This is a genomic window from Mycolicibacterium helvum, assembly GCF_010731895.1.
Lineage (GTDB): Bacteria > Actinomycetota > Actinomycetes > Mycobacteriales > Mycobacteriaceae > Mycobacterium > Mycobacterium helvum.
Map to the genome: position 1 here is coordinate 5,925,250 of NZ_AP022596.1, position 24,007 is coordinate 5,949,256.

25 protein-coding genes are annotated in these 24,007 nt (G+C 64.9%); 13 read left to right on the forward strand and 12 right to left on the reverse strand.

Translation table 11 applies throughout. From position 1 onward, the window contains the following. Positions 1-20 precede the first annotated feature (20 nt). Positions 21-1,229 carry a helix-turn-helix domain-containing protein gene (locus G6N38_RS27905; protein ID WP_163751330.1) on the forward strand — a complete coding sequence of 403 codons (1,209 nt, stop codon included), beginning with the start codon at positions 21-23 and terminating at the stop codon, positions 1,227-1,229. Between the two features lie 313 nt (positions 1,230-1,542). After that, positions 1,543-2,070, forward strand: coding sequence for a DUF4145 domain-containing protein (locus G6N38_RS27910; protein ID WP_163751331.1), 528 nt, complete (start codon positions 1,543-1,545; stop codon positions 2,068-2,070). Between the two features lie 116 nt (positions 2,071-2,186). On the opposite strand, the gene G6N38_RS30490 is transcribed toward G6N38_RS27910, so the two are convergent. Then, positions 2,187-2,375: a hypothetical protein gene (locus G6N38_RS30490; protein ID WP_220101375.1), complete on the reverse strand. Its 189-nt coding sequence runs from the start codon at positions 2,373-2,375 to the stop codon at positions 2,187-2,189. Further along, positions 2,372-2,932 (reverse strand): hypothetical protein, encoded by a 561-nt coding sequence (locus tag G6N38_RS27915; protein WP_163751332.1) that lies wholly within the window; start codon positions 2,930-2,932, stop codon positions 2,372-2,374. The genes G6N38_RS30490 and G6N38_RS27915 overlap by 4 nt, the downstream gene beginning before the upstream one ends. A gap of 129 nt (positions 2,933-3,061) precedes the next feature. On the opposite strand from G6N38_RS27915, the gene G6N38_RS27920 reads away from it, so the two are divergent. From G6N38_RS27920 to G6N38_RS27930, 3 genes are all read left to right on the forward strand, one after another. Next, positions 3,062-3,694 (forward strand): hypothetical protein, encoded by a 633-nt coding sequence (locus tag G6N38_RS27920; RefSeq protein WP_163751333.1) that lies wholly within the window; start codon positions 3,062-3,064, stop codon positions 3,692-3,694. A gap of 34 nt (positions 3,695-3,728) precedes the next feature. Then, entirely contained in the window at positions 3,729-4,280 is a 552-nt protein-coding gene (locus G6N38_RS27925; protein ID WP_163751334.1) for a hypothetical protein, read from the forward strand. Between the two features lie 865 nt (positions 4,281-5,145). Further along, positions 5,146-5,523 (forward strand): hypothetical protein, encoded by a 378-nt coding sequence (locus tag G6N38_RS27930; RefSeq protein ID WP_163751335.1) that lies wholly within the window; start codon positions 5,146-5,148, stop codon positions 5,521-5,523. Between the two features lie 98 nt (positions 5,524-5,621). Here G6N38_RS27930 and G6N38_RS27935 read toward each other — a convergent pair whose 3' ends face one another. The 4 genes from G6N38_RS27935 to G6N38_RS27950 all read right to left on the reverse strand — a co-directional run bounded on the left by G6N38_RS27935 (position 5,622) and on the right by G6N38_RS27950 (position 8,419). Next, positions 5,622-6,269 carry a DUF2510 domain-containing protein gene (locus G6N38_RS27935; protein WP_163751336.1) on the reverse strand — a complete coding sequence of 216 codons (648 nt, stop codon included), beginning with the start codon at positions 6,267-6,269 and terminating at the stop codon, positions 5,622-5,624. A 76-nt stretch (positions 6,270-6,345) separates the two neighbouring features. Next, entirely contained in the window at positions 6,346-6,714 is a 369-nt protein-coding gene (locus tag G6N38_RS31300; protein ID WP_425563441.1) for a CDGP domain-containing protein, read from the reverse strand. A gap of 407 nt (positions 6,715-7,121) precedes the next feature. Further along, positions 7,122-7,391, reverse strand: coding sequence for a hypothetical protein (locus G6N38_RS27945; RefSeq protein ID WP_163751337.1), 270 nt, complete (start codon positions 7,389-7,391; stop codon positions 7,122-7,124). Between the two features lie 230 nt (positions 7,392-7,621). Further along, the gene (locus tag G6N38_RS27950; RefSeq protein ID WP_163751338.1) at positions 7,622-8,419 is read right to left on the reverse strand and encodes a nitrilase-related carbon-nitrogen hydrolase; all 798 of its coding nucleotides are present in this window, start codon (positions 8,417-8,419) and stop codon (positions 7,622-7,624) included. A gap of 46 nt (positions 8,420-8,465) precedes the next feature. Here G6N38_RS27950 and speB point away from each other — a divergent pair, with 46 nt between their 5' ends. Both speB and G6N38_RS27960 read left to right on the forward strand, forming a co-directional pair. Then, positions 8,466-9,410, forward strand: a complete 945-nt coding sequence (gene speB / locus G6N38_RS27955) for an agmatinase (protein ID WP_163751339.1) — start codon at positions 8,466-8,468, stop codon at positions 9,408-9,410. An 81-nt stretch (positions 9,411-9,491) separates the two neighbouring features. After that, positions 9,492-10,763, forward strand: coding sequence for an adenylate/guanylate cyclase domain-containing protein (locus tag G6N38_RS27960; RefSeq protein WP_246227481.1), 1,272 nt, complete (start codon positions 9,492-9,494; stop codon positions 10,761-10,763). Between the two features lie 5 nt (positions 10,764-10,768). Here the strand turns inward: G6N38_RS27960 and G6N38_RS27965 are convergent, their stop codons facing one another. From G6N38_RS27965 to G6N38_RS27990, 6 genes are read right to left on the reverse strand one after another with little or no spacing between them, the layout of a single operon-like run. Beyond that, positions 10,769-12,514 carry a DUF2339 domain-containing protein gene (locus tag G6N38_RS27965; protein WP_163751341.1) on the reverse strand — a complete coding sequence of 582 codons (1,746 nt, stop codon included), beginning with the start codon at positions 12,512-12,514 and terminating at the stop codon, positions 10,769-10,771. 52 nt (positions 12,515-12,566) lie between these two features. Beyond that, positions 12,567-13,196, reverse strand: a complete 630-nt coding sequence (locus G6N38_RS27970; RefSeq protein ID WP_179968603.1) for a response regulator — start codon at positions 13,194-13,196, stop codon at positions 12,567-12,569. A gap of 13 nt (positions 13,197-13,209) precedes the next feature. Then, on the reverse strand, positions 13,210-14,340 hold the full coding sequence (macS, locus tag G6N38_RS27975; RefSeq protein ID WP_179968455.1) for a MacS family sensor histidine kinase: 1,131 nt from the start codon (positions 14,338-14,340) through the stop codon (positions 13,210-13,212). A 6-nt stretch (positions 14,341-14,346) separates the two neighbouring features. Beyond that, positions 14,347-15,099, reverse strand: coding sequence for an amino acid ABC transporter ATP-binding protein (locus tag G6N38_RS27980; RefSeq protein ID WP_163752504.1), 753 nt, complete (start codon positions 15,097-15,099; stop codon positions 14,347-14,349). A gap of 11 nt (positions 15,100-15,110) precedes the next feature. After that, positions 15,111-16,031 (reverse strand): amino acid ABC transporter permease, encoded by a 921-nt coding sequence (locus G6N38_RS27985; RefSeq protein WP_163751343.1) that lies wholly within the window; start codon positions 16,029-16,031, stop codon positions 15,111-15,113. A 5-nt stretch (positions 16,032-16,036) separates the two neighbouring features. Further along, positions 16,037-16,963, reverse strand: a complete 927-nt coding sequence (locus tag G6N38_RS27990) for an ABC transporter substrate-binding protein (protein ID WP_163751344.1) — start codon at positions 16,961-16,963, stop codon at positions 16,037-16,039. A gap of 149 nt (positions 16,964-17,112) precedes the next feature. Here G6N38_RS27990 and G6N38_RS27995 point away from each other — a divergent pair, with 149 nt between their 5' ends. The 6 genes from G6N38_RS27995 (at position 17,113) to cydC (ending at position 24,003) form a co-directional block, all read left to right on the forward strand. After that, the gene (locus tag G6N38_RS27995; RefSeq protein ID WP_163751345.1) at positions 17,113-17,448 is read left to right on the forward strand and encodes a hypothetical protein; all 336 of its coding nucleotides are present in this window, start codon (positions 17,113-17,115) and stop codon (positions 17,446-17,448) included. Between the two features lie 63 nt (positions 17,449-17,511). After that, entirely contained in the window at positions 17,512-18,087 is a 576-nt protein-coding gene (locus G6N38_RS28000; protein WP_163751346.1) for an HdeD family acid-resistance protein, read from the forward strand. A gap of 110 nt (positions 18,088-18,197) precedes the next feature. Next, positions 18,198-19,646: a cytochrome ubiquinol oxidase subunit I gene (locus tag G6N38_RS28005; RefSeq protein ID WP_163751347.1), complete on the forward strand. Its 1,449-nt coding sequence runs from the start codon at positions 18,198-18,200 to the stop codon at positions 19,644-19,646. Between the two features lie 22 nt (positions 19,647-19,668). Further along, complete coding sequence (gene cydB, locus G6N38_RS28010) at positions 19,669-20,712, forward strand: cytochrome d ubiquinol oxidase subunit II (RefSeq protein ID WP_163751348.1); 1,044 nt, start codon at positions 19,669-19,671, stop codon at positions 20,710-20,712. Positions 20,713-20,774: 62 nt separating this feature from the next. Continuing rightward, positions 20,775-22,379: a thiol reductant ABC exporter subunit CydD gene (gene cydD, locus G6N38_RS28015; protein ID WP_163751349.1), complete on the forward strand. Its 1,605-nt coding sequence runs from the start codon at positions 20,775-20,777 to the stop codon at positions 22,377-22,379. Next, the gene (gene cydC, locus G6N38_RS28020) at positions 22,366-24,003 is read left to right on the forward strand and encodes a thiol reductant ABC exporter subunit CydC (RefSeq protein WP_163751350.1); all 1,638 of its coding nucleotides are present in this window, start codon (positions 22,366-22,368) and stop codon (positions 24,001-24,003) included. Before cydD ends, cydC begins: the two co-directional genes overlap by 14 nt. Positions 24,004-24,007: the final 4 nt, after the last annotated feature.

Sequence of the window (24,007 nt, forward strand, 5' to 3'; positions counted from 1 at the left end):
GGGTTTCAATCGGGGGAGCTTTGACGACGGTCTATGAGATTTTCGGACTGCGTGTACGGCAGGCGCGGCTGATGCGGCGGATGACGGCGACGACGGTCCTGCAAGCTGTAGGGTGGAAAGGCGCACGACTCACCCGCCTGGAGCGGTCAGAGACCGCCAAGATCACCGACGCCGACCTAACCTCGCTAGCGTCGGCACTGAGATTTCCTGCGGCCTTCCTTCGGTCTGCTCCGATCAACAAAGTCGAGCCCAACCAGTTGTCTTTCCGCGCCCCCAAGTCAACGTCAGAATCCGAAAAAAGCCGGGTGGCGCAATTCATCGCGCTATCGGGAGATCTTTTGATCGAGCTGGATCGGCGTCATAAACTTCCGCCCGTTCGGTTGTCACCACCGCCGACTCGTAAGGACATTGCTTCGGCGGCCGCCTACGCGCGCAAGTGCCTGAAGGTTGGCGCAGAGACACCGATCGGCGACTTGACGCATCTTCTTGAGCGCAACGGGGTTCCAGTATTGATACGAGCCGAGCGCTTTAGCGGCTCGAATGTTGCGGCCAGTAGCCACGGCCGCAACGAGCGACATCTTGGATGCTCGGCATGGATCGGCGAGTTCGGCGAACGCCCGATAGTAGTGCTGCGCGAATTGGATTCATGGGAAAGAACTCGTTGGACACTCGCCCACGAGATCGGCCATCTATTGCTGCACAACGACGTTGATGAAATGACCAACACGCACGAAGACGAAGCGTCACGCTTCGCCTCAGAACTTCTCGCACCGTTCGCAGCCATAGCGGCATCATTTCCACAGAGCGCTCCGACGCTGTTGAACCTACTTCCGGTTAAGCAGGAGTGGGGAATATCGTTGGGCGCGTTACTAACTCACCTTCATGAATCTGGTGGGCTCGACTCTGCCCGGTACGAGATGTTGCGTAAACAGCTCTACACACGGATCAACGCAGACACTGGATTCACGTGGGGCCGAACAGAGCCGGGTTGGGATGACCGTCTTCCGGAACGCCCGCGGCTTCTGAGTAAATGGATCGAATTCGCATTCGGGGTGAGCGGTCCAGAGGCGCTCGCCGCCCAGCAAGGGATGTGGCCGGTGGACATTCTGGCGGAATTTCTTGTCGGCCAGCGTTCGCCTGCCAATTCAACCGATCCTCCACCTCTGTCCAGGCCCAAGGAGCCTGGTGCCGTGGTGGACTTCGCTTCGTACAGGGAGCGCCGCGCCTAGCCTGCAAAAGAGCTTTCGATCGGGCAATCGCCTGCAGCGAGATTTGGTCGTATCGCTATATGAGAAAGGCACCAGCGGGGTGGACGAGAGTATCGAGGGACTCGCCAAGTGGTTTGTCGAGTCAGAATGGCCGTCACTTCCTTGCCCAAAGTGCGACATCGGCCGACTTATCCTGCTCAACGGTGACCTTCGCGCCGACAAGGTCAACGCTCATACCGCAAGTTGGACTGAGTGGGGTGATCCGTCAGATATAGGAGGGGTCTTCGTCGCGCGCCTCCAGTGCTCGCGCAGCACTTGCCGAGAAGTAGTCGCAGTGGCAGGGGATTTTGGAACCGACCAGGCGTACGAGTACGGCGGCTCCGATCTCGGCTACGTGACAGTGCTCAAAGTTCGTACGATGCACCCAGCCGTCCCTTTATTCGTTCCTCCGATCGCGACGCCCGAGTCGGTACGAATTGATCTGAACCGTGCGGCCGCCACGATATGGCTCGACCCGCCCTCAGCAATTACATGCCTTCGCCGAAGCCTCGAATCCCTGCTGACCGAGCTCGGCGTTCCAGCAGAGTCGACCGGTCAGAAGAAGCCGAAACGGCTCACTCTGCATCAGCGCTTGACATTATTCAGGGATCAGCGACCGGATGTCTCCGACCTGCTCGAGGCAGTCAAATGGGTTGGAAACGACGCGACTCACGAAGGTGGGCAAATTACGGTGGACGACGCGCTCAAGATTGCGGCCTTTCTGGAGGTCGCGCTTGGAATGCTCTATGTCGTAGATAATTCCGAGATTCTTAAGCACGCGAAGGCGATAGTGAGGGCAAAAAGGTTGGTCCCGAAACCGTAGTCAAATATCGAGTTCCAGCTGAGTGATGGCCGCAAGTGATCACGGAATCCCTTGCCTGCGCAAATACGGGTGGAGCGACCACTCGATACGGGTACCACCATCTCGTCGGCCGACATCTAGATGTCGCGATCGAGCCACACAATCGCGTCCGCAATCGTGAGTAGATCCTGCTTCGTTCGGTCGTCGTATATGTCTGCTTTCCGTGCCAGCCGCGAGAGAATGGAGTGCGTTGCCGCCAGCGCTTCCGCGACTCGCTGAGCTAAGACATCCTCTGGTCCGTCGTAACGAGTTTCAATTGCACTCATTGCTCCTCCCAAAGGGAGTCGACGGTATCGCGGTCATCGACAATTTTGGCCTGCGCAACCTCTTGTTGGATTCGGCCGATGTTCTGAAGCGCCTCGGCGAGATCGCCAAAGCTACTCCGGTCGTATAGGTCCTGGGGCAAGACGCCCGCCGTGGGTTCGAAAGGGAATCCGTGAGCTTTCAAGACCCTAGTAAGCCGATCGACACGCGCACCGTACAGGAACTTGAAGAGTGCTGAATGGACTGCGGACGAGTCGAGCTTCCCGTACTGCTTGGGCTCTGGCCACTCGATCTCGTCGACAGCGCCTCGTAGCTGGTCAGCCAATTCGGCCGTCACTTCAGCCAGTTCGCGACGAAGAGCGCTGACGCCCTCCTTTCCAAGGGCCTTTGCCTGTTCCGGGTGCGCATTCGCGATTTTCTTGGCATATGCGTCAACCTCGGCGGCCATCCCGTCGGCGACTCGCGCGACACACTCAGCCTTGAGGTTGTCGAGTGCAGCCCATTCCTCAGCCTCAATTTGACGCAATCTCGCCAGCTCGGCAGCTGTTCCCTCACTCATGGTTGCCGAGCCTAAGACCGCCGGTCGGAGTAGCCTCGCCGACTCGCACGACGACCGCCCAGGAATTGTCTATGCCTCGGTCGCGTGCCGTGAGGTCGGCCACCCATCGCACGGCGATACGGTCTCGCCATGTCTAAGTGCCCGCGGCGCATCCCCTGGCCGATTGTCTGCGTAGTTGGTTGGCTTTTCGCGATCGCCTTCGGCGCGACCGCGGCGATTCAACACATCGAGCTAGCCGATCGACACCTGCATATCGAATGGGGCAACGCGGCCGAATGGGCGTCTGGTGTCTTCGGCGGAGTGGCCGCGGTCGCAGCGTTTGGCGCGCTGTTCTACGCCGCCCGCGAGTGGAGTGCGACGCAGACCGAGCGCCGCGACAACGAGGCCGACCAAGCGCGGCTCATTGTGGCTCAGCCGGTTGATCCGCAGCACTGGTCACCACCGCCGATTCACAGGTGGCCTGTTGTCGTCGCCAACCACAGCACAGCTGCGGTTTTCAACGTAGATATGACAGAGATCAGCGAGGACGTGATGGTTCTACATCTCGGAGGCCCGAGCGCTCGATTGAGTCGTCTGGTCCGGCTCCCAGTGCTGCAGCCGGGCGAACAGACCCAGGACGTCTCCGTCATGCTCGGCAGCGGTCACCGCGAGCTGCTCGACGAGACTCCAGCCGCTGAGTATCTCGTCTTTAGGTTCACCGACGCTCATGGGCGACGGTGGCAGCGCACAGGGAGCCGCCAGCCGGTACGCATTTACGACTGAGCAACCCGCAGACAGCCGTGGAACGATTGCCCCTGTGAACAGGCGGCAATGGAACCGGAAGATCCGGTCACTGATCGGACCGGCAACCATCGATGGTGGCCGCCGGCACGCTCATCAGATTGCAGAGATGTTGGACGTGTTGCCTGATGCCATCTTCAGAAAAGGTGCGTCAGAACTGTGGCAGCAGGTGGGTATCGACGCGTTCTTTAGTTACGCCCGGACCTTGATCGAGTTCCTGATGGTAAGGCCAACCGGCGACGATGGCGACCTTACGGCGCACGACGTTCTCGGCACCACGACCTGGCTGCCCGACTACCAAGCTGACCCTCGACTGCATGAGCGGCTGTTGACCGTCTGGGATCTGTCCAGCAAGCAGCAAGGGCACTTCAGCATCGGTCGGGCCGCGGCTCTCGTGATGGGCCGCCCGGAGCTGGACGAAATTGCCGACGACGTGCTCACCATCTGGGACCAGTTCGCCCAGACCGCCAATCACCCCGACACGCCGACGAGGGCCAATTTCAACATGTACCGCGAAGCGCCCTCAGGCCTTGCTAACCGAATTTGCAAATGGTTACGGAGGCGTTAGCCGAAATTCGGCTATGGGTTGGCGGCTCGACATGGCGTCTACAACCCGCTAGCACACCGGTCACGAACCTTGCCGACCGCGAACTGCGTGGCAAGTGATCTCGCGTTGTACACGAAAACGTCACGCGCCGTCAGGGACTGGCCTGTCCGTCCAAACGGACACGAAATCCGTTCTTCTGCTGCCGAGCACCAGATCCGACGCTACGCATACGCTACGCACATTCATGCCAACCCATACTCATCGACCAACACCAATAAGCACTCTGATCTGCGCTGATTCTCACTACCGTCATCATCGTCGCAGGTGCAAACGTCGAGAGAAAGAAGTTCAAAACCCGTGCAGTGTGAGTTCGAATCTCACCGAGGGCACCAGAAACCGCAGGTCAATGCCTGTATTTGGACCGCTAGTAATTTCTTTTGCAATTACTACCCGCACGTCCTACGCACAGTGTCCTCGCAGGTCAGGTGCCATGATCCGGAGAGATCCGTTTAGTAATCCGTCGGCCCATCTCTGACCTGCGGAAACAGCCAGAGGTACCGGCCACGTCGGGCCGAAACACGGCCGGCCCACGGCCGCGTTCATCCCGATCGGGTCACATATTTGCGGCACGCGCTCGTGTCGGCACTCGCCGAGTGGGGCTGCTCTGTTCTCCGTCAATCGAGTAGTAAGCCGCTGCCTGCAACACGGAATGAAATATCGCCCATAACGATTTCACACCTGTAACATCCGTAACAATTACCACAGGCCGGTCGGGAGGCTACGCGTGGTCAAGGGCCAACGGCAGCAGGGACGCTCACCATTTTCGTGGACGGGTGGCAGCACCGCTGCGCTCGTAGTGTCTGTCGTCGTCGGGACAACCGCGTGGTTGACCACTCATCCCATCGGCGACACCGTAGGTGGCACGCCACACGCCGCCGAGCCGACGGGTACCTCCGATCAGGATCAGATCCGCCATGTCCTGCAAGCGATGTCAGACGCCTACAACGATAAGGATGTCCGGGGCGCTGAAGGCAACCTATGCGCCTACGAACGCGCCCAGTGGAATCCGCAACTGGAGAGTAAGTGGCTGGCCTATCGCTTGCAGCACGGAGCCGCCCAGATCACCATCAGGTCCGTCGATGTCAGAGGCGCGGCAGCGCACGTCACCGGGACTCAGATCTACGCCAACGACGCTGCGCCTCATCAGTTCACGGCCGAGATGGGACGTGTAGCTCACGGGTGGAAGATGTGCTCGTCGACCTAGGTCAGTAAGTGACATCCAACGCAGCCACACCAGCGAGTACGCACATTGGATCCTGGCGCCTTTGTCGACCTACAGTGATAGCTGCGCTTTGGCCGTTGTCACCGGTCGCCAAGACCATAGGTGTATTCGCCCGTATCCCAATTCATGGTCGCGTGGTATTTGTGACCGCTCAACGTCCCGTCGCCATTGTCCCGTGTTGCAGCGAAGCATTCGAAGATTGTGGTCCTGGCGGTCAGGTCATCGGTCGATCCGCCACCGACCGGATCGCATGACACGGACAACACCGGCCCGTCGAATAAACCACCGTTGATGTGCTTCTGCGCCAGCGTCGTTATGGACGCCTCGAGGTCCTTTACAGCCGCAGCGCGTTGAGCACGCTTTGCCTCGGTATCGCGTCGGACCTGATCGGCTTGAGCTTGATCAGCAGCGGCCTTGTCAGCGGCGGCTTTGGATGATGCCGCTGCGCTTGCGTCGTTTCGCATCTGGGTGTCGTGGTTGTTCTTCCAGACCAGAGCTGCAACCCCAGCCCCAGCGAGAACGATTAGCGTTGCGACACAGGCGATGACGATGACGAGCTTCTTCTTGTTGGTGGCGGGCTTCTCCGCAGAGCCGGTGGCCTCGGCCGGAAACGGAGTGGCATCGTCAGGCTCGGGAAGCGCCAGCCACCGCTCCCCGTCCCAATAACGTTGACCGCCCTGCGGCGCTGGATACCAACCGGGAGGCGCGCCATCGGATTCACTGGGCATTCGATGTTGTCACCTTCCGCTGCCGTTTCGACCAAGCCATACGACCCGAGCGAGCGGGTCAACGCGAACTGAGGGGTTAACCGAGGTGGCCCGGCTCATCAGGCAGCACCGTGTCCGGGGTCACCGGGTAGTACTCGTCGTCGGTGTCACGCTCTGCGACGTTGCCGCCGGGATAGTACGTGCAGTTGCTGTAGTACACGCCGCCCGAGCAACTACTACTCGGGTTTTCGTAGTGAGCTGGGTAACCTTCGATCCGGTGTCGTATCCACGACCCATCTGCACGAATGGGGCTGTCACAAATCTGCCTGACCTGAGTGCCCAGGAAACCCCATGGGACCGCTTGGCAATTCGGGGGGATGGCATGCGCCGGCGTTGCCAATACTATTGACGTTAGCGAAAGTGACGTGGCGACGACCCCGGCCGCCGCGGCCCTAACTGTGCGCATGATGTGATACCCCCGTGTCTTCGCTGTGACTATAGCGTTATTAACGCATTCGTCAACTTAATCAGACACGGATTCTGGTCAGTGAGATGCGGCGCGAGATCGAGCCGGTGAGCTCCCAGGGGGTCGGCATCGCATTTCCTGCCAATGTCATGTCAGGGCGAGTGCTGAGCGGCCCGCGCAGTGTGCGTTCGAATCTCACCGCGGGCACCAAAAATAACCCCCGACATCATGTCGGGGGTTGGATTCTCGCTGTCGGGGATGTGCTCACTCACCCCGATTCGCCAGCCCACCACCAGTTTCGCAGCAGTTGCGCCGTCTCGGCGATGCCTGCCGGCCGGCCTGTCGTCCCGCGGTACTGACTGCCGGCTAAGCCGCCCAGCATTGGCTGGGCGGCTTAGCCGAGCAGGTCAGCGGACGCAGTCGTTGCCGATGGTTTCCTTGCAGACCGGTCCCGGGGGTGCCGGGTTGACCGTGGGCGAGAACGAGTTGGGACCACCCGGCGACACGGCTTTCTCGGTCGGCGACGGCGTCACCGCAGAAGACGGAGTGGTGGTCGTGGTGGTCGTTGACGGGCTTTCCTTGGCGTTCGAGCTGCAGGCGGTCAACGCCCCCATCCCGACGATCGCGGCGCCGCCAGCAAAGAGTGCGATCTGGCGGGTCAGGCGACCATAGCTCATAGCGTTTCCTATCTGTGTGTGCCGACTGTTGGGATCATCCTGGTTTGCTGGTTCGGCTGATTTACCAACGGCCCCGCGGGGCTGGACGATCACTGTGAGTACTTACCTCGTATTTTGCTGAAATCATACGACAAAAGCAATCGGGATGGGCGTTAGCCGTTCAATCCTGATCCACCCCTGAGGCCGGTGACCGCCACGTCCACCCGTTCGGCCACCCAGGCAAACCTTTCTCAGTACAGGTCGACACGTCGATCCGAGAACAAGTCGACATACTCCGTCAGCGTCTTGTCGTGCGTGCGGGACAGGTCGACGTCGGCGATCGCGAGCGCTGGGCCCGGACCGGCCTCGGCAATCACCCAGCCGTCGGGATCGATGATCACGCTCCCCTCGGTCCACGGCTGTCCGCGCTCCACCCCGGCCCGGTCGCACACCGTCATGACGACCCGGTTGAGCCGCGCGGTGGACATCGCGGTGATCATCTCGCCGGGCCGCTCGCCCTCGGGACGAGGAAAGAGCGGCCAGTTGACCGGTGCGGCGATCAGCTCGGCGCCTTCGAGTGCGACCCGCCTGGTCACCTCGCCGAATTCGAGGTCGTAGCAGACCATCACCGCGATCACCCCATGCCGGGTCGCCAGCACCGACGGCAACTCCGCTCCGCGGGTGAAGATCAGCTTCTCTCGATCCCACAGATGTGTCTTGCGGTAGACGGCGATCACCCCGTCACGGTCCAGCGCCACCGCACTGTTGTAGAGCAGTCCGTCATCGCCGAGCTCGCAGAACCCGCCGACGACGACGGCCTCGCCGGCGGCCGACCGCCAGGCGTCGAACGCGGGACCGCTGGGATGCAACGCTGCCGAGCGGGCTTCGTCGGCATCGGCGAACATGTAGCCGGAGGTCGCCAGCTCGGGCAGCACCACGACATCGGCACCCTGCGCGACAGCGTCGGCGATGGCATCCGAGGACAGCTCGATGTTGTCAGCCACCGCCCCGATGGTCGGTGCGAGCTGCGCGCAGGCAATGCGGGTCACACCAGCAGGCTAGCCTCGCCGCAACGGCTCGGCAGAGGGAGAAAACATGGCATCCGACATCGTCGGTCAGGTCGACGCGACCAAGTACCCCCGCTACACCGAGCCGTCGACGTTTGCCCGGCTGCCGCGGCTCTCCGAGGTGCCCGACGCCGACGTCCGGATCGTCGGCGTGCCGTTCGATAGCGGGGTGACCTACCGGCCGGGCGCCCGATTCGGGCCCGCACACGTGCGGGCGGCCTCCAAACTGTTGCGCCCGTTCAACCCCGCACTCGGGGTGGAACCGTTCGCCACCCAGCAGGTGGCCGACTGCGGCGATATCGCGGTGAACCCCTTCAACATCGATGAGGCGATCGCCACGATCGACACCGCGATCACCGACCTGCGCAAGGACGGGTCCACCGTGCTGACGATCGGCGGTGACCACACCATCGCACTGCCGATTCTGCGCTCGCTGGCGCGCGATCACGGGCCGGTGGCCGTGCTGCATTTCGACGCCCACCTCGACACCTGGGACACCTACTTCGGCGCGCCGTATACCCACGGCACCCCTTTTCGGCGGGCCAGCGAGGAAGGGCTGATCGACATGGAGCGCTCGTTGCACATGGGCATCCGCGGCCCGCTGTACAGCAAGACCGACCTGGAGCAGGATTCTGTGTTGGGCTTTCAGGTCATTCGCTCCGACGATTACGAATTCGACGGTGTCGCAAGCATTGTCGAGCGCATGCGTAAGCGCCTTGATGGCGGTCCGGTGTACGTGTCGATCGACATCGACGTGCTCGATCCGGCCCATGCTCCGGGCACCGGAACACCCGAGGCCGGCGGGTTGACTTCACGCGAACTGCTCAACACCCTGCGCGGGCTGGTGGGCCTGGACATCGTCGGCGCCGACATCGTCGAGGTGGCCCCGGCCTACGACCACGCGGAGATGACCGGCATCGCCGCCGCGCACGTCGGATTCGAACTCCTCTCGGTGCTCGCGGCCAACCGATAGGCTGCGATTGTGGGCAGCCTGCGGAAATGCGCTGGGTCGGTGCCGTCGGACGGCCCGAACCAGCGCGCGGACTGTGAGCGTATGCAGCGCCGGGCGCCGGCCCGCAACCTGCATTGGGCCGAGTCCATCTCGCGTCGGCAGCGGGTGCTCAACATCGCGGCGGCGATGGCCGCGGTCGTCACCGCCGTGGTGGGGATCCTGCAGTTCGTCACCGGCGAGCACCTGGTGGCCATCGGGCTGGTCAATCTGGGCACCGCAGCCATCTTCGGCGTGATTCCGCTGCTGCACCGCTTCGGCGAGATCCTGGCCGCGCTGGCGTTCGTCTTCTTCGCCTTCCTGTCGCTGACGATCGTCGGCTGGCAGGTCGGAACCGACTCTGGCATCCAGTTCTATTACCTGGTGTCGGCGTCGCTGGCGGTGCTGGTGCTCGGCGTCGAGCACGTCGTGCTGGCGTCGACGGTCGTCGCGGTCGGCGCCGGGCTGACCATCGCGTCGCAGTTCCTGGTACCCGGTGACACCGGGATCCAGCCACGCTGGCTGGTCAATGCCGGCTTTGTCATCACCACGGTGTCCGCGTGCGTGATGGTGTTCGCGACGGTCTGGTACGCGATGCGTGAAGTGTCCCGGGCCGAGGCGGCAATGGAGTTCGAATACCTGCGCTCCGAGGCGCTGCTGGCCAACATCCTGCCCGCCAGCATCGCCGCGCGGCTGAAGGATCCGGCCCGTGGCGTGATCGCCGACCGCTTCGACGACGCCTCGATCCTGTTCGCCGACATCGCCGGTTTCACCGAACGGGCCAGCCAGATTCCGCCTGCCGAGCTGGTCCGATTCCTCGATCGGCTGTACACCACCTTCGACCGCCTGGTCGACAAGCACGGCCTGGAGAAGATCAAGACCACCGGCGACTCCTACATGGTGGTCAGCGGGGTTCCCCAGCCCAGGGACGACCACGCCGAGGCATTGGCGAACCTGGCCCTGGACATGGCCAAGGCCGTGCGCGACCTGCGCGACCCCAACGGGCAGCCGGTGCCGTTGCGGATGGGCATGGCCGCCGGCCCGGTGGTGGCCGGGGTGGTCGGGGCGCGCCGGTTCTTCTACGACGTCTGGGGCGACGCGGTCAACGTCGCCTCCCGGATGGAGACCACCGACCTCGAGGGCCACATCCAGGTGCCCCAGGATCTCTACGAACGTCTCCGGGACGTCTTCGTTCTCGAGGAGCGCGGCGACGTCGACGTCAAAGGCAAGGGCGTCATGCACACCTGGTACCTGGTGAGTCGCCGACCCGCGCCGGCCCCGGACGCCGTTCGACCCGCCCAGGAAGAGTCTGGGCGGGTCGAAAGTCCAACCGGCTAGCTGGTTCAACACGGGGCGAGGGGCATTTCCTGCCGCGGTTCGCTGTCGCTTTCGTCACGTCTGGCGGCCAGGCTGCGCGCGTAGCCGGTGCCCATGGCCAGCAGCACCAACCCGACCACGATGAAGGCCACCACCCGGAAGATGCCGTCGAGGGTGCCCAGGTCGAACAGGAACAGCTTGGCCATCGCCGCCGAGGTCAACACCAGCCCGCCGGCGATCGGTGCGGCCCGCAGCTCGGGTCGCCGAATTCGCAGCGCGGCGACGAACAGTCCCGCCGCCAACCCGATCCAGCAGATCGTGGCCGCCATATGTCCGGCCAAGAACCCGTTCGCGGGCCCGCCGATCAGCACGCCGGCGGTCACAGTGAACACCGTCAGCGCATAGACCGACACCAGAGCGGCGCCCACCCAGCCGAGACGGAAAGCCCAGTCGACGGCGCCGGCCCAGGCAACCAGCACAGCGCTGCCGCCGAGCGTCGTGACCGCCGACGGGACCGTCAGATGCCAGCCGTCGGAGAGGATATCGGGCGCGTAGACGAAGAACACCACGGCGCCCACGAAGCCCAATCCTGTTGCAGCCCAACGAGCAACGAGATCGCGACGGCCCGCAACGGCGACCACGGCACCCAGCGCCAGCAGAAGCGGCGCGGCGACCTCACCGTCGAAGGCCACCGTGATCGCCACCAACGCGGCCGCGGCCGACGCCGCCGACCACACCTGGGCCACCACCCCCACGACGCCGGGCACCCGATCGGCGATCAGCACGATCGCCAGCAAGCACACCGCAACCGCGGCGGCCAGCAGCGCCGCGAGCCACCGGTCTACCGCGATCCCGGCGGCCAGCACCGGCACCACGCCACCGACGGTCACGATCGCCATCCCGGCGCGATTGGCTGACGACGGAAGCAGCAGCAATGCGCTGATCACGCTCAGCAGCGCGGCGACCCCGGTGGCCGCGCCCAGCAGCCGGGCGTCCACCGCCGACTCGAAGTGGGCGGCCACCAGTGCAACCACCAAGGGCAGCGTCACCGCCGCAGTGCGTGCGGCGTGCATCCACAGCCAGTCCCGGCCGATCTGAACCAACAGTGCCGCAGCCGACAGCGCGATCATGAACCCGATGAGCAGCAGTGTCACCCCGTCGGTGATGACCGGGGCGAGCACCACCAGCGGCACCAGAACCAGTACGGCGAGCTGCTCGGAACCCCAACGCCGGGCCAGGCTCAACCCACCGCCGCCGACGACCGCACCGATCACCAGCGCGACCGGCGCCGCCACCCAGTGGTAGAGCGTCGTGACCGCCATGACGTCCAGGTAGAGCGCAGCAATACCGGTGGCGCTCAGCGCTATCGCACCGACTCGCCCGCCCGGGCGAGCGTGTAGGCGAATGCCGATCCCGACCAGGGCCGCCCCGAACACGCCACCGACGGCCACCCGCAGTTCCGGTCTCAGCAGGCCGGCCTGCGCCGCGAGTACCAGCAGCAGCACCACCCCGATCAGGGTGACGCCGACACCGGCCACCGCCAGTGCCTTGCCGATCCAGCCCCGATCCGGGTCCCCCGCAGCAACCGCCGCCGGCCGCGGCGGCGCGTACTGCGGCGGCGCGTACTGCGGCGGTGGCTGCGGCGGCCAATAGGGCTGCGCAGGCGTGAGATCCAGTTGGTTCAGGGTCGCCGAAATCCGGGCCATCTGCGCCGACATGGCGGCGAATTCCTGGGACAGCCGGGCCAGCACAGCGCGCTGCGGATCGTTCATGAGACCGATCGTGAAGCACACCGGTGCCCCGCGGATGAGTAGTACTACCCGATCACTGCTCTTTGTCGAGCCCGTGTTCGATCGCGTAGCGGGCCAGCTCGACGCGGTTGGCAACCTGGAGTTTGCCGAAGGTTGCCTGCACGTGGTTCTCCACGGTGCGGTGGCTCAGCGAGAGTTTGGCCGCAATCTGCTTGGCGGTCAGCCCCTTTGCCACATGCCGCAAGATCTCGGTCTCACGCTCGGTCAGGCTGGCGGCGGGGCCATCGGGACTCTTCGCCATCCGGCGGTACTCCCCCAGCACCAGGCCGGCCAGACCTGGGGTGAACACCGCCCGCCCGGCAGCGGTGGCCCGCACCGCCTCGGCCAGTTCGGCCCGCGACGCGCTCTTCACCAGGTAGCCGATGGCACCCGCCTTCACCGCTTCCAACACATCGTCGCGCTCACCGGAGGCCGACAGCACCAGCACCCGCGAGGACGGCGATACCTCCAGCACCTGCGCCGTGGCTTGCGCGCCGTCACCGTCACCAAGGCGCATGTCCATCAGCACAACGGCCGGGCGCACCACCGCCGCGCGACGGCGGGCCGAGGCCACCCCGTCGGCCGTCGCGACCACGTCGAAACCGTCGTCAGCGAGGTCGCGGGCGACGGCGTCCCGCCAGATCGGATGGTCATCGACCACCATCACCGTCGTCGGCTCAGCCGCCACCGGTCCCCCTCGGCACAGTCAGTTCCCACTCGGTTCCGCAGGAATCGGTCGACAACGTCGCGGTGCCGCCCAGCGAGTGCAGCCGTCCCACAATCGATTTCGATATTCCCACCCGCCCCTCTCCGGCGGCCTGTTCGAGCCGGCCGGCGGGGATGCCAACGCCATCGTCGCGAACCGTGACCGTGACCGCATCGCCGAGATCCTCGACGAGAACGAAGGCGCGGGCGCGTGGACCGGCATGCGCAACCACGTTGTCCAGCGCATTGCCCACCGCCGCGTCCAACTCGGCGGCCGTCGCGGAATCCAACAGTACGGCGGTGCCGGGCAGGCTCAGCGATACCCGGTCGGATTCCCTGCGGGAGAGCAGCATCCGCAGATCGACCGCACCGGAGGTATCCTCGGGACCGGCACTGGAGATCAGGCGGCGCAGCGCGCGCTCCTGCTCCCCGGCCACGCTGGCGAGTTCGGTTGCCTCACTTCCCCATTCGGGGCCCTTCTTGGCCATCAGCGCCAGCACCTGCACCACGCCGTCGTGCACCTGCCGCGAGAGACGTTCCCGCTCCTCCAACGCCGCCGAAAGGCGCACCGCGCGTTCCAGTTCGGCGTGCGCACGCCGTGCGGTCTGGGCGGCCATACCAACCGCCAGGCCCACCGCCAGTTCGATGACGACCGAGGCGTTGCGGCCGACGTCGAGGTTGATCTGGCCCTTCATCACCGCCGAGGCGGCCATCACGGCTACACCGGCCGCCATTCCGCCGACCGGGCCGAGCAGCACCGCGGCCGAGACCGTCGCATTGGTGGCCCACAACGTCGTCGCCAACGACTGATTGTCGGCCACCCATTGATCGGAGGCCACCAACTCGGTGGACAGCATCAGGGCCACCACGACAACGATCTCAGCGATCACCCAACTCGCGCGGCGCCCGAAACCTTGCAGATAGGCCACCGCGCACGTCAGGGTCCACACGCTGAGCACACCGAAGAACACCCAGCCCAGCGCTGGCCGTTCCAGTTCGCCGATGCGGGTGAGCTGGAAGTAGCCGGCATAGCCGTAGCTGAGCAACCGGAACACCTGCGCCGCGCGCCACAGCGGCGTCGTGGGGTCCGCGCTGGTCTGCACGCTGAGCTACATGACTTTCGACAGGAAGGCCTTGGTGCGGTCGTGCTGGGGGTTGCTCAGGACGTCCCGGGGCGGGCCACTTTCGACGATTACGCCGCCGTCCATGAACACCAACTGGTCGGCGACCTCGCGGGCGAAACCCATCTCGTGGGTCACGACGATCATCGTCATACCCTCGCTGGCCAGCTTTTTCATCACACCCAGCACCTCGCCGACGAGCTCGGGGTCCAGCGCCGAGGTCGGTTCGTCGAACAGCATCAGCTTGGGGTCCATCGCCAGCGCGCGGGCGATGGCCACCCGTTGTTGTTGGCCGCCGGACAGCTGTGCCGGATAGGCGTCGGCCTTGTCCGACATGCCCACCTGGTTGAGCAGGTCACGGGCCCGCTCTACGGCAGCCGCCTTCTTGACCCGCTTGACGTGCACCGGGGATTCGAGGATGTTGGCCAGCGCCGTGCGGTGCGGGAACAGGTTGAAGTGCTGGAAGACCATCCCGATGTCGCGGCGTTGTTTGGCCGCGTCCCGCGGCGCCATCTCGTACAGTTTGCCGTTGCGCTCACGGTAACCGATCAGCTCGCCGTCGACGTAAAGCCTTCCCGCGTTGACATTCTCGAGGTGGTTGATGCACCGCAGGAAGGTCGACTTCCCGGAGCCCGACGGGCCGACCAGCACCAGCACCTGGCCGCGGTCCACCGTCAGGGTCACACCCTTCAACACCGACAACGCCCCGAAGTCCTTGCACACCCGCTCGGCGCGCACCATGGGTTCGGCTGTCATACGTGTCCTGCCTCCGTAGCGGTCTGCGCCTTCGCGAGTGCCTCGAGCTGCTTGGAGGTCAGCTGCCGGGAAATCCCGCGGGAGAAGTACTTCTCCAGGTAGAACTGCCCCACCATCAGCACGCTGGTGACCACCAGGTACCAGGTTGCGGCCACCATCAGCATCGGGACCGGCTCGAAGGTTCGCGCGGCGATCTCCCGGGAGGCGATGCTGTAGAGGTCGTACGAGTAAGGCACGGCAGTCACCAGCGAGGTGGTCTTCAGCATGCTGATGACCTCGTTGCCGGTCGGCGGGATGATGACCCGCATGGCCTGGGGAAGCACCGTGCGGCGCATCGTCATTCCCCAGGACATGCCCAGGGCGGTTGATGCCTCTGACTGCCCTTCGGGCACCGAAGTGATTCCCGCCCGAATGATCTCGGCCATGTAGGCGGCTTCGTTGAGACCCAGACCGATGACCGCCAGCAGGAACGGAATCGACAGGTTCTGCAGATCAAGGTGGAAGAACGTCGGGCCGAACGGGATACCGAGCTGGATCTTCTGGTAGATCGTCGGGATAAGTCCCCAGAACACCAGCTGGACGTATACCGGTGTGCCGCGGAAGATCCACAGGAAAACCCATGCCACCGAACCGAATACCGGGTTCGGCGACAGGCGCATCACCGACAGCACCACGCCGAGCACGATGCCGATTGCCATCGCGTAGATCGTCAGCTGCAGCGTGTTGAACACGCCGAGCATGATGCGGTCGTTGAACAGGTAGTCGCGATAGGTCGACCAGCCGTACGCCGGGTTGGTGCCCGCGCCGTAGAGGAACAGCGCGACCAGCACGATGATGACGGCCGCCCCCACCCACCGCCAGGGATGACGAAGTGGTACCGCGTTGATGGCAGGTGGGGCCGACTCGTCGACAGTCATATCGCTTAGCTGGTCCCACCGTTGATGGTCGGCTTGGCGATCATCCCCGCCTCGACACCCCAGTTGCTGGCGATCGTCTTGTAGTCGCCGGTGTCGATGAGGTGTTGCAGCGCCTTCTGCAGCGAGGCCGCCAGCGGCGAACCCTTGGCGACCGGCCAGCCGTACGGGGCCGAGTCGAAGATCTCGCCGGCTGCCTCGAGCTTGCCGTTGCTCTGCTTGATGGCGTACGCGGTCACCGGTGAGTCCGCCGACATCGCGTCGGCCTGCCCGAGCACCACGGCATTGGTGGCGGCGTCCTGACCGTCGAACTTCAGGATCTCGATGGCGGGTTTGCCGGCGTCGGTGCACGCCTTGCTCTTAGCGGGCAGCTCGTCGGTTTCCTCGGTGGTGGTCGCCTGTACCGCCACCTTCTTGCCGCACGCGTTGTTGGGGTCGATCGGCGAGCCGGGACGCTGCGCCCAGAGCATGCCCGCCGAGAAGTAGTCGACGAAGTCCACCGACTGCTGACGCTCCTTGGTGTCGGTGAACGATGACATGCCGACGTTGAAGGTGCCGCCCTGGATCGACGGGATGATCTTGGCGAAGTCAGCTTCGCGGTAGTCGGCGGTCAGTCCGAGCGTGGAGGCGATGGCGTTCATCAGGTCCACGTCGAAGCCGACGATCTTGCCACTGGGATCTTTGAATTCGTTTGGCGCGTAAGGGATATTCACGCCAACGACCAACTTGCCCGATTTCTTGATGTCATCGGGAACGGTAGCCGCGATCTCGTCGACCTTTTGTGCCTTGGCGGCGGTGGTTGCGGTTGACGGGCCTGCGCCGGTGTCGTTCTTGCTGCTGCAGCCCGACAGGGCCAGGGTGCCCGCCACGGCGACCACTCCAGCGATGCGCCACCAGTTCTTCGTTGCCCGATGGTCTTGACATCCAGTAAGCACGGTTGTCTCTTTCTCTCGACTGCATCCGGGCTGTCCTGCCCGAAACTAGTGGCATGGTCCAGGTTTTGTACTGCCGGTAACGGAACAGTAGTAGAGGTGTAACCATCTGGCAGCGGTTCCACAGCTACCGGCAGCTAGCGTGGCCCAGCATGCCCGATCTGAGTCGACTTCACTTCGCTGTTATGGACGGCCCGACGGCCGCGACCCTCGCACAGGTACTGCCAGTCCTGTTGTTGAGCCTCATGGTGGAAGTCCGCCGCACCCAGCTGCATCGCTCGACAGCCCGGCTGTACATCGGGCTCTTCTTCCTGTTTTTCGCACTCGTCGAGACCGTCATGGTGCTCTCAATCGATGGCGAAGTCTATCCATTCCAGTGGTCCGATCTGTTCGCCGCTCTGCTCATTTTCGGGTTGATCACCGTGCTGTACCGGCTGTCGGTGGCCGAGCAGACAGCCGATCAGACAACGGACGACAGCGAGCTGTGAGTCTGCCGTCGTGAACTGCCCAAATACCGCAACTGACCGGCACGCTGTGCAAGACTTCCGGCCATGACAACTACCTCCACCCCGCCGCTGCTTCCACATTTGTGGAAGTCAGTCCTGCTGTCGGGAGTTCTGGCACTCGTCCTCGGAGTCCTGGTACTCGTCTGGCCCGGGAAGACGATCCTCGTCGCTGCGATCTTCTTCGGCGCCTACCTTCTGGTGACGGGCATCTCGCAGGTTTTCCACGCCTTCACGCTGCACGTGTCGGCCGGCGGGCGGGTCATGCTGTTCATCAGCGGTGCCGCCGCCCTGATCCTGGCGGTGCTGTGCTTCCGCAGCCTCGAGAACTCGATTCTGCTGCTAGCCATCTGGATTGGTATCGGCTTCATCTTCCGCGGCGTCGCGACTGCGGTCTCGGCGATCAGCGACCCCGATACCCCCGGGCGCGGCTGGGAGATCTTCGTCGGTGTCATCAGCCTCATCGCGGGCCTGGTGGTCATGGCGTCGCCGTTCGAGTCGCTGGCCACCCTGACTCTCGTGGTGGGTATCTGGCTGATCGTGATCGGTGTCTTCGAGATCGTGGCGTCCTTCGGCGTTCGTAAGGCCTCCCAGAACTTCGGCAATCGGATCGGCGCCGCCTAATTTCTTCGAAATCTGGGGCCTAAAGCCCCTAGCGCGAACGGCGCGGATTCCTACTACACTCTGTCGTAGATAGGCGATCCGCGCCTTTCGTGTGCTTGGAGAGTTCCGGTATGAGTGCTCTTGACGTGTCCCGCTGGCAATTCGGAATCACGACCGTCTACCACTTCATCTTCGTTCCGCTGACGATCGGCCTAGCACCGCTGATCGCTGTCATGCAGACGATCTGGGTGGTGACCGACAACCCGGCCTGGTATCGGCTGACGAAGTTCTTCGGGAAGATCTTTCTGATCAACTTCGCGATCGGCGTCGCCACCGGCATCGTCCAGGAATTCCAGTTCGGCATGAACTGGAGCGAGTACTCCCGGTTCGTGGGCGACGTCTTCGGCGCGCCGCTGGCGTTGGAGGGTCTGGTCGCCTTTTTCCTGGAGTCCACCTTCATCGGGCTGTGGATCTTCGGCTGGACCCGGCTGCCTCGGTGGCTGCACCTGACCTCGATCTGGCTGGTCGCGATCGCGGTCAACCTGTCGGCGTTCTTCATCATCACGGCGAACTCGTTCATGCAGCACCCGGTCGGTACGCGGTTCAATCCGGCGACCGGTCGTGCCGAACTGCAGAGCATCACCGAGCTGTTCACCAACAACACCGGGGTGGCGGCCTTCTGGCATGCCGTGGCGGCATCGTTCCTCGTCGCGTCGACGTTCGTGGCGACGGTATGCGCATGGTGGATGGTGCGCGCCAAAGGCAGCCCGGATGCCACGGCCTTGTACCGCCCTGGCGCGATCCTGGGCTCGCTGGTGGCGCTGGCCGCGTGCGTCGGGTTGTTCTTCACCGGCGATGTTCAGGGCAAGCTGATGTTCCACCAGCAGCCGATGAAGATGGCAGCCGCGGAGTCGCTGTGTCACACCGAAACCGATCCGGGCTTCTCGCTGCTGACCGTCGGCACACACAACAACTGCGACAGCATCACCCGGGTCATCGAAGTGCCCTACGTCCTGCCGTTTCTGGCCGAGGGCAAGTTCACCGGCGTCACGCTGGAGGGCACCAAAGACCTTCAGCAGCAATACGAACAGAAGTTCGGCCCGGAGTGGTACGTGCCCAACCTGTTCGTCACCTACTGGTCGTTCCGCGCCATGATCGGCTTGATGGCGGTGCCGCTCTTGTTCGCGCTGGCCACGCTGTGGCTGACTCGCGGGGGCCGGGTACCGGGTTCTCGGTGGTACTCCCGCTTCGCGCTGGTGACACTTCCGACGCCATTCCTGGCCTCCATCTCCGGGTGGGTGTTCACCGAGATGGGCCGCCAACCCTGGGTGGTCGCCCCCAATCCCGATGGTGACCAACTGGTTCGGCTTACCGTGCGCCAGGGCGTATCGCTACACGGCCCGGGTCTGGTGTGGGTGTCGCTGATCTCATTCACCTTGCTCTACGCCGTGCTCGCGGTGATCTGGTACTTCCTGCTTCGCCGCTACATCACGACCGGGCCGCTGGAGCACGACTCCGAACCGACGCCGCCCGCCCCACCCGGAGACGACGAGGTCGCTCCTCTGTCGTTCGCGTACTGAGTCGCCGGAGAGGAGTTAGATCATGGGACTACAACACTTTTGGTTCGTCATCGTCGCGGTGCTGTTCCTCGGCTTCTTCGTACTGGAGGGGTTCGACTTCGGCGTCGGGATGGTGATGGCGTGGCTCGGCCGGCTCGGCAAGGGAGATCCCGAGTCGCACCGCCGGGCTGTGCTCAACACCATCGGGCCGGTCTGGGACGGCAACGAGGTGTGGCTGATCACCGCGGGCGGCGCCATGTTCGCCGCCTTCCCGCACTGGTATGCCACGGTCTTCTCGACGCTGTACTTGCCGCTGCTGGTGATCTTGCTGTCGATGATCGCCCGCATCGTAGCCATCGAATGGCGGGGCAAGATCGACGATCCCAAGTGGCGCAGGTGGTGTGACATCGGCATTGCCACGGGGTCCTGGTTGCCTGCGATCCTCTGGGGCGTGGCGTTCGCGATTCTGGTCAACGGCCTTCCGGTCGGACCGGACAAGAACGTCGTCGGGTTGTCGGTCGCCGATGTGCTCAATCCGTACACGCTGTTGGGCGGGCTGGCGACCTGCGCACTGTTCCTGTTCCACGGCGCGGTATTCCTGGCACTGAAGTCCGGCGGTGCCGTGCGCACCGACGCGGTCGGATTGGCCCGCAAGCTCAGCGTGCCCGCCACCGTGCTGGTCGCCGCGTTCGGCCTGTGGACCCAACTGGCGCACGGCAAGCCGTGGACGTGGGCGGTGCTGGCGCTGGCAGTGGTGGCCCAACTGGCCGCCGTCGCGGCCGCCTGGGGTACCCGCGAAGGCTGGGCGTTCCTGGCGACGACGCTCGTCGTTGCCGCGGTGGTGACCCTGCTGTTCGGTTCGCTCTACCCGAATCTGGTGCCGTCGACCATCGACCCGGCCTACAACCTGACGATCTACAACGGCTCCTCCAGCCCCTACACCTTGAAGGTGATGACCTGGGCCGCAGTGATATTCACCCCGATCGTCCTGCTCTACCAAGGTTGGACCTACTGGATCTTCCGCAAGCGGATCTTCGCCGAGTCGATCCCCAAGTCGATCGGTCTGCCCCTGAGGCGCGTGCCCTGAGCGCCGGCGGCCGGCGCCGGACGGGTCCGCTGGACCCACGTCTGTGGCAGGCCTCGTCGGCGATGCGCCGCTATCTGGTCGCGACCGTGGCATGCGGGACGCTGATCTCCGGCTGCGCCATCGCCGGCGCCGTCGTTCTCGGCCATGTGGTGGCCGGCGTCATCACCGACCCTGCCACCCGCAGCATTGGTTACTGGCGGACCGCTCTGGTGATCCTGGCCGGGCTGTGGCTCATGCGGGCTCTGGTGCAGTGGTTGCAGGGCCGGTTGGGCCAGCGCGGGTCCAGTGCGGTGATCGCCGACCTCGGCGGCCAGGTACTGCGGACGGTCACCGCCGAGGCGCCCGGCGCACTCCACACCCGCCGAGACGACGCCACGACGGTGATCACCAGTGGGCTCGACGGTCTGCGGCCGTATTTCACCGCCTACCTCCCCGCGCTCTTCCTGGCGGCGATCCTCACCCCAGCCACCGTTGTCGTCATCGCGTTCAACGACTTCCAGTCGGCAGTGATCGTGCTCGTCGCCCTGCCGCTGATCCCGGTCTTCATGGTGCTCATCGGCCTGGCCACCGCCGACCGTTCGGCCGGCGCACTGGAAGCGATGACCACCCTGCAGGCACGGCTGATGGATCTGATTGCCGGCATCCCCACCCTGCGCGCCCTCGGCAGAGCCGACGGCCCGGCCGATCGCATCGCCAAACTCAGCGCGGCCCATCGCCGATCGGCGATGGCAACCCTGCGTATCGCGTTCCTGTCGGCTCTGGTGCTCGAGCTCATCGCCACGCTCGGCGTGGCGCTGGTCGCGGTCAGCATCGGGCTGCGGCTGGTGTTCGGCGAGATGAGTCTGACCGCCGGGCTGACTGTGCTGCTGCTGGCACCTGACGTGTTCTGGCCGCTGCGCCGCGTTGGCGTCGAGTTCCACGCCGCACAGAACGGAAAGGCCGCTGCCGACAAGGCGTTCGCACTCATCGAGCACAGTCCGGAGCCGCCGGCCGGCACCCGCACCGTCGAGGCCACCGGTGCGGTGATCGTGCTCGACGGTCTCTGCGTCGCCGGCCGGGACGGGCAGTCGCCGCACCAGCTGTCCGGCCGCCTGCTGCCCGGAGAGATCACCGTGCTTACCGGCGCCAACGGCGCCGGTAAGACCACCACGCTGCTCGCGATCGCTGGCCTGATCAGTCCCACTCGCGGCCGTATCACCGTCGATGGGATCGACGTCGAGGAATTGGACCGTCCAGCCTGGTGGCGACAGCTGGCCTGGCTGGCCCAGCGCCCGGTCATCATCCCGGGGACTGTCGCGGAGAACCTGGCCCTGTTCGGGCCGCTGGCCGATCCGCAGAGCGCTTGCCGGGCCGCGGGTTTCACCGAGGTACTGGAACAACTGCCCAACGGCATGGACACCATCCTGGGCCGCAGCGGAACCGGGCTGTCGCTCGGTCAGCGCCAGCGGCTGGGCCTGGCACGCACACTTGGGTCCCGCGCGCCGGTGTTGCTGCTCGACGAACCCACCTCGCACCTCGACGAGGCGACCGAACAGACTGTGCTGCAAGCAATCACCCAACGGGCCGCGGAGGGGGCCACCGTCGTGCTGGTCGCCCACCGCCACAGCCTGGTGGGAATGGCCGATCACGTCATCGCGGTGGAAGCCGATCACCATGCCAGCGTCTGAGATTCGGGCGCTACTGCGGCCGCGTCTGCCCCGGCTCGTGCTGGCGATCGCTCTCGGTTCGCTGGCGCTTGGCAGTGCGCTGGCCCTGGCCGGGGTATCAGCCTGGCTGATCACCCGCGCCTGGCAGATGCCGCCCGTGCTTGACCTATCGGTGGCCGTTGTGGCCGTGCGGACATTCGGCATCTCCCGCGGCGTGCTCGGTTACTGCGAGCGGCTGGCCTCCCACGACACCGCGCTGCGGGCGGCAGCCAGCGCCCGCAGCGAGATCTACCGTCGTCTGGCCCACGGCCCGGCTGACATCACCGCGCGACTGCACAGCGGTGACCTGCTGGCCCGGGTTGGTGCCGATGTCGACACCCTCGCCGACGTCTTGGTCCGCGCTCTGGTTCCGATCGGGGTGGCCACCGTCCTCGGCGTCACCGCCACCGCTGTCATCGCCATGATCTCCCCCGCCGCGGCCGTCGTCCTCGCGCTGTGCCTGCTGATCGCCGGCGCGCTTGCGCCGGCGCTGGCCGCACGGGCGGTGCGCGCTCAGGAAACGGTTGCCCGCCGCCTTCAATCCGAACGCGATATCGCGGCGGTCACCGCGCTCGAGCACGCGGCCGAGTTGCGGGTCGCCGGCCGACTGCCCGCCGTGATCGCACACGCCGAACAGCGCCAGCGTGATTGGGGGTCGGCAATCGACCGCGCCGCCGCACCGGCCGCTGCGGCGGCCGCGGTTCCGACGCTCGCGATCGGGGTGAGCGCCATCGGCGCCGTCGTTGTCGGTATCGGCATCGCCGCCCACACCGCGCCAACCGCACTGGCGGTACTGATGTTGTTGCCGCTCTCCGCATTCGAGGCCACCGCCGCACTCCCCGGCGCCGCGGTCGCATTGACCCGCGCACGGATAGCCACACAGCGATTGACGGAACTGGTACCGACCGCAGCCACTATGCCGGCCGTCGAGGTCGTCACACCGGCCCGTACACCGGAGTTGCGCGTCAGCGACGTTCGCGCCGGCTACCCCGGCAGCCAGTCCGGCCGAGCAGTCACCCTGGCCCTGCAACCCGGTGCCCGGCTGGCGATCACCGGCCGCAGCGGTGCCGGCAAGACTGCTCTGCTGATGACCCTGGCCGGTCTGCTCCCGCCGATCAGCGGCGAGGTGACGGTCGACGGCGTCCCGACGGGTTCGCTCAGCGAATCCGAATTGCGCAGCGCCATAAGCTATTTCGCCGAAGACGCGCACTTGTTCAGTACCACCGTCCGGGACAACCTACTGGTGGCGCGGGGCGACTGCGGCGACGCGGAACTCACGCACACCCTGGCCACGGTGGGCTTGGGCGACTGGCTGGGCAGCCTGCCCGACGGGCTCAGCACTGTCCTGGCCGGCGGTGCCGCCGCAGTGTCAGCAGGACAACGCCGGCGGCTGCTGCTGGCGCGGGTGTTGTTATGTCCTGCACCGATCGTGCTGCTCGACGAGCCGACCGAGCATCTCGATGCCACCGACGGGCAGCGCATGCTGCGGGCTTTGCTCGACGATCGGCGCGGGCTGCTGTCGCCGGAACGAACGGTGGTGGTCGCCACCCATCAACTTGGCAACGACATCGTCTGTCCACGACTATCGATCGACAACGACGGGTAACGTA

Coding starts and splice junctions, on each gene's coding strand:
- cydC (WP_163751350.1), top strand. CDS start 22,366: ATGCCAGCGTCTGAGATTCGGGCGCTACTGCGGCCGCGTCTGCCCCGG.
- G6N38_RS31300 (WP_425563441.1), bottom strand. CDS start 6,714: ATGCGCACAGTTAGGGCCGCGGCGGCCGGGGTCGTCGCCACGTCACTT.
- G6N38_RS27980 (WP_163752504.1), bottom strand. CDS start 15,099: ATGGTGCGCGCCGAGCGGGTGTGCAAGGACTTCGGGGCGTTGTCGGTG.
- G6N38_RS28000 (WP_163751346.1), top strand. CDS start 17,512: ATGACAACTACCTCCACCCCGCCGCTGCTTCCACATTTGTGGAAGTCA.
- G6N38_RS27960 (WP_246227481.1), top strand. CDS start 9,492: ATGCAGCGCCGGGCGCCGGCCCGCAACCTGCATTGGGCCGAGTCCATC.
- G6N38_RS27995 (WP_163751345.1), top strand. CDS start 17,113: ATGCCCGATCTGAGTCGACTTCACTTCGCTGTTATGGACGGCCCGACG.
- G6N38_RS27965 (WP_163751341.1), bottom strand. CDS start 12,514: ATGAACGATCCGCAGCGCGCTGTGCTGGCCCGGCTGTCCCAGGAATTC.
- G6N38_RS27945 (WP_163751337.1), bottom strand. CDS start 7,391: ATGAGCTATGGTCGCCTGACCCGCCAGATCGCACTCTTTGCTGGCGGC.
- cydD (WP_163751349.1), top strand. CDS start 20,775: ATGCGCCGCTATCTGGTCGCGACCGTGGCATGCGGGACGCTGATCTCC.
- G6N38_RS27920 (WP_163751333.1), top strand. CDS start 3,062: ATGTCTAAGTGCCCGCGGCGCATCCCCTGGCCGATTGTCTGCGTAGTT.
- G6N38_RS27970 (WP_179968603.1), bottom strand. CDS start 13,196: ATGGTGGTCGATGACCATCCGATCTGGCGGGACGCCGTCGCCCGCGAC.
- G6N38_RS27985 (WP_163751343.1), bottom strand. CDS start 16,031: ATGACTGTCGACGAGTCGGCCCCACCTGCCATCAACGCGGTACCACTT.
- speB (WP_163751339.1), top strand. CDS start 8,466: ATGGCATCCGACATCGTCGGTCAGGTCGACGCGACCAAGTACCCCCGC.
- G6N38_RS27935 (WP_163751336.1), bottom strand. CDS start 6,269: ATGCCCAGTGAATCCGATGGCGCGCCTCCCGGTTGGTATCCAGCGCCG.
- G6N38_RS27915 (WP_163751332.1), bottom strand. CDS start 2,932: ATGAGTGAGGGAACAGCTGCCGAGCTGGCGAGATTGCGTCAAATTGAG.
- G6N38_RS28005 (WP_163751347.1), top strand. CDS start 18,198: ATGAGTGCTCTTGACGTGTCCCGCTGGCAATTCGGAATCACGACCGTC.
- G6N38_RS30490 (WP_220101375.1), bottom strand. CDS start 2,375: ATGAGTGCAATTGAAACTCGTTACGACGGACCAGAGGATGTCTTAGCT.
- cydB (WP_163751348.1), top strand. CDS start 19,669: ATGGGACTACAACACTTTTGGTTCGTCATCGTCGCGGTGCTGTTCCTC.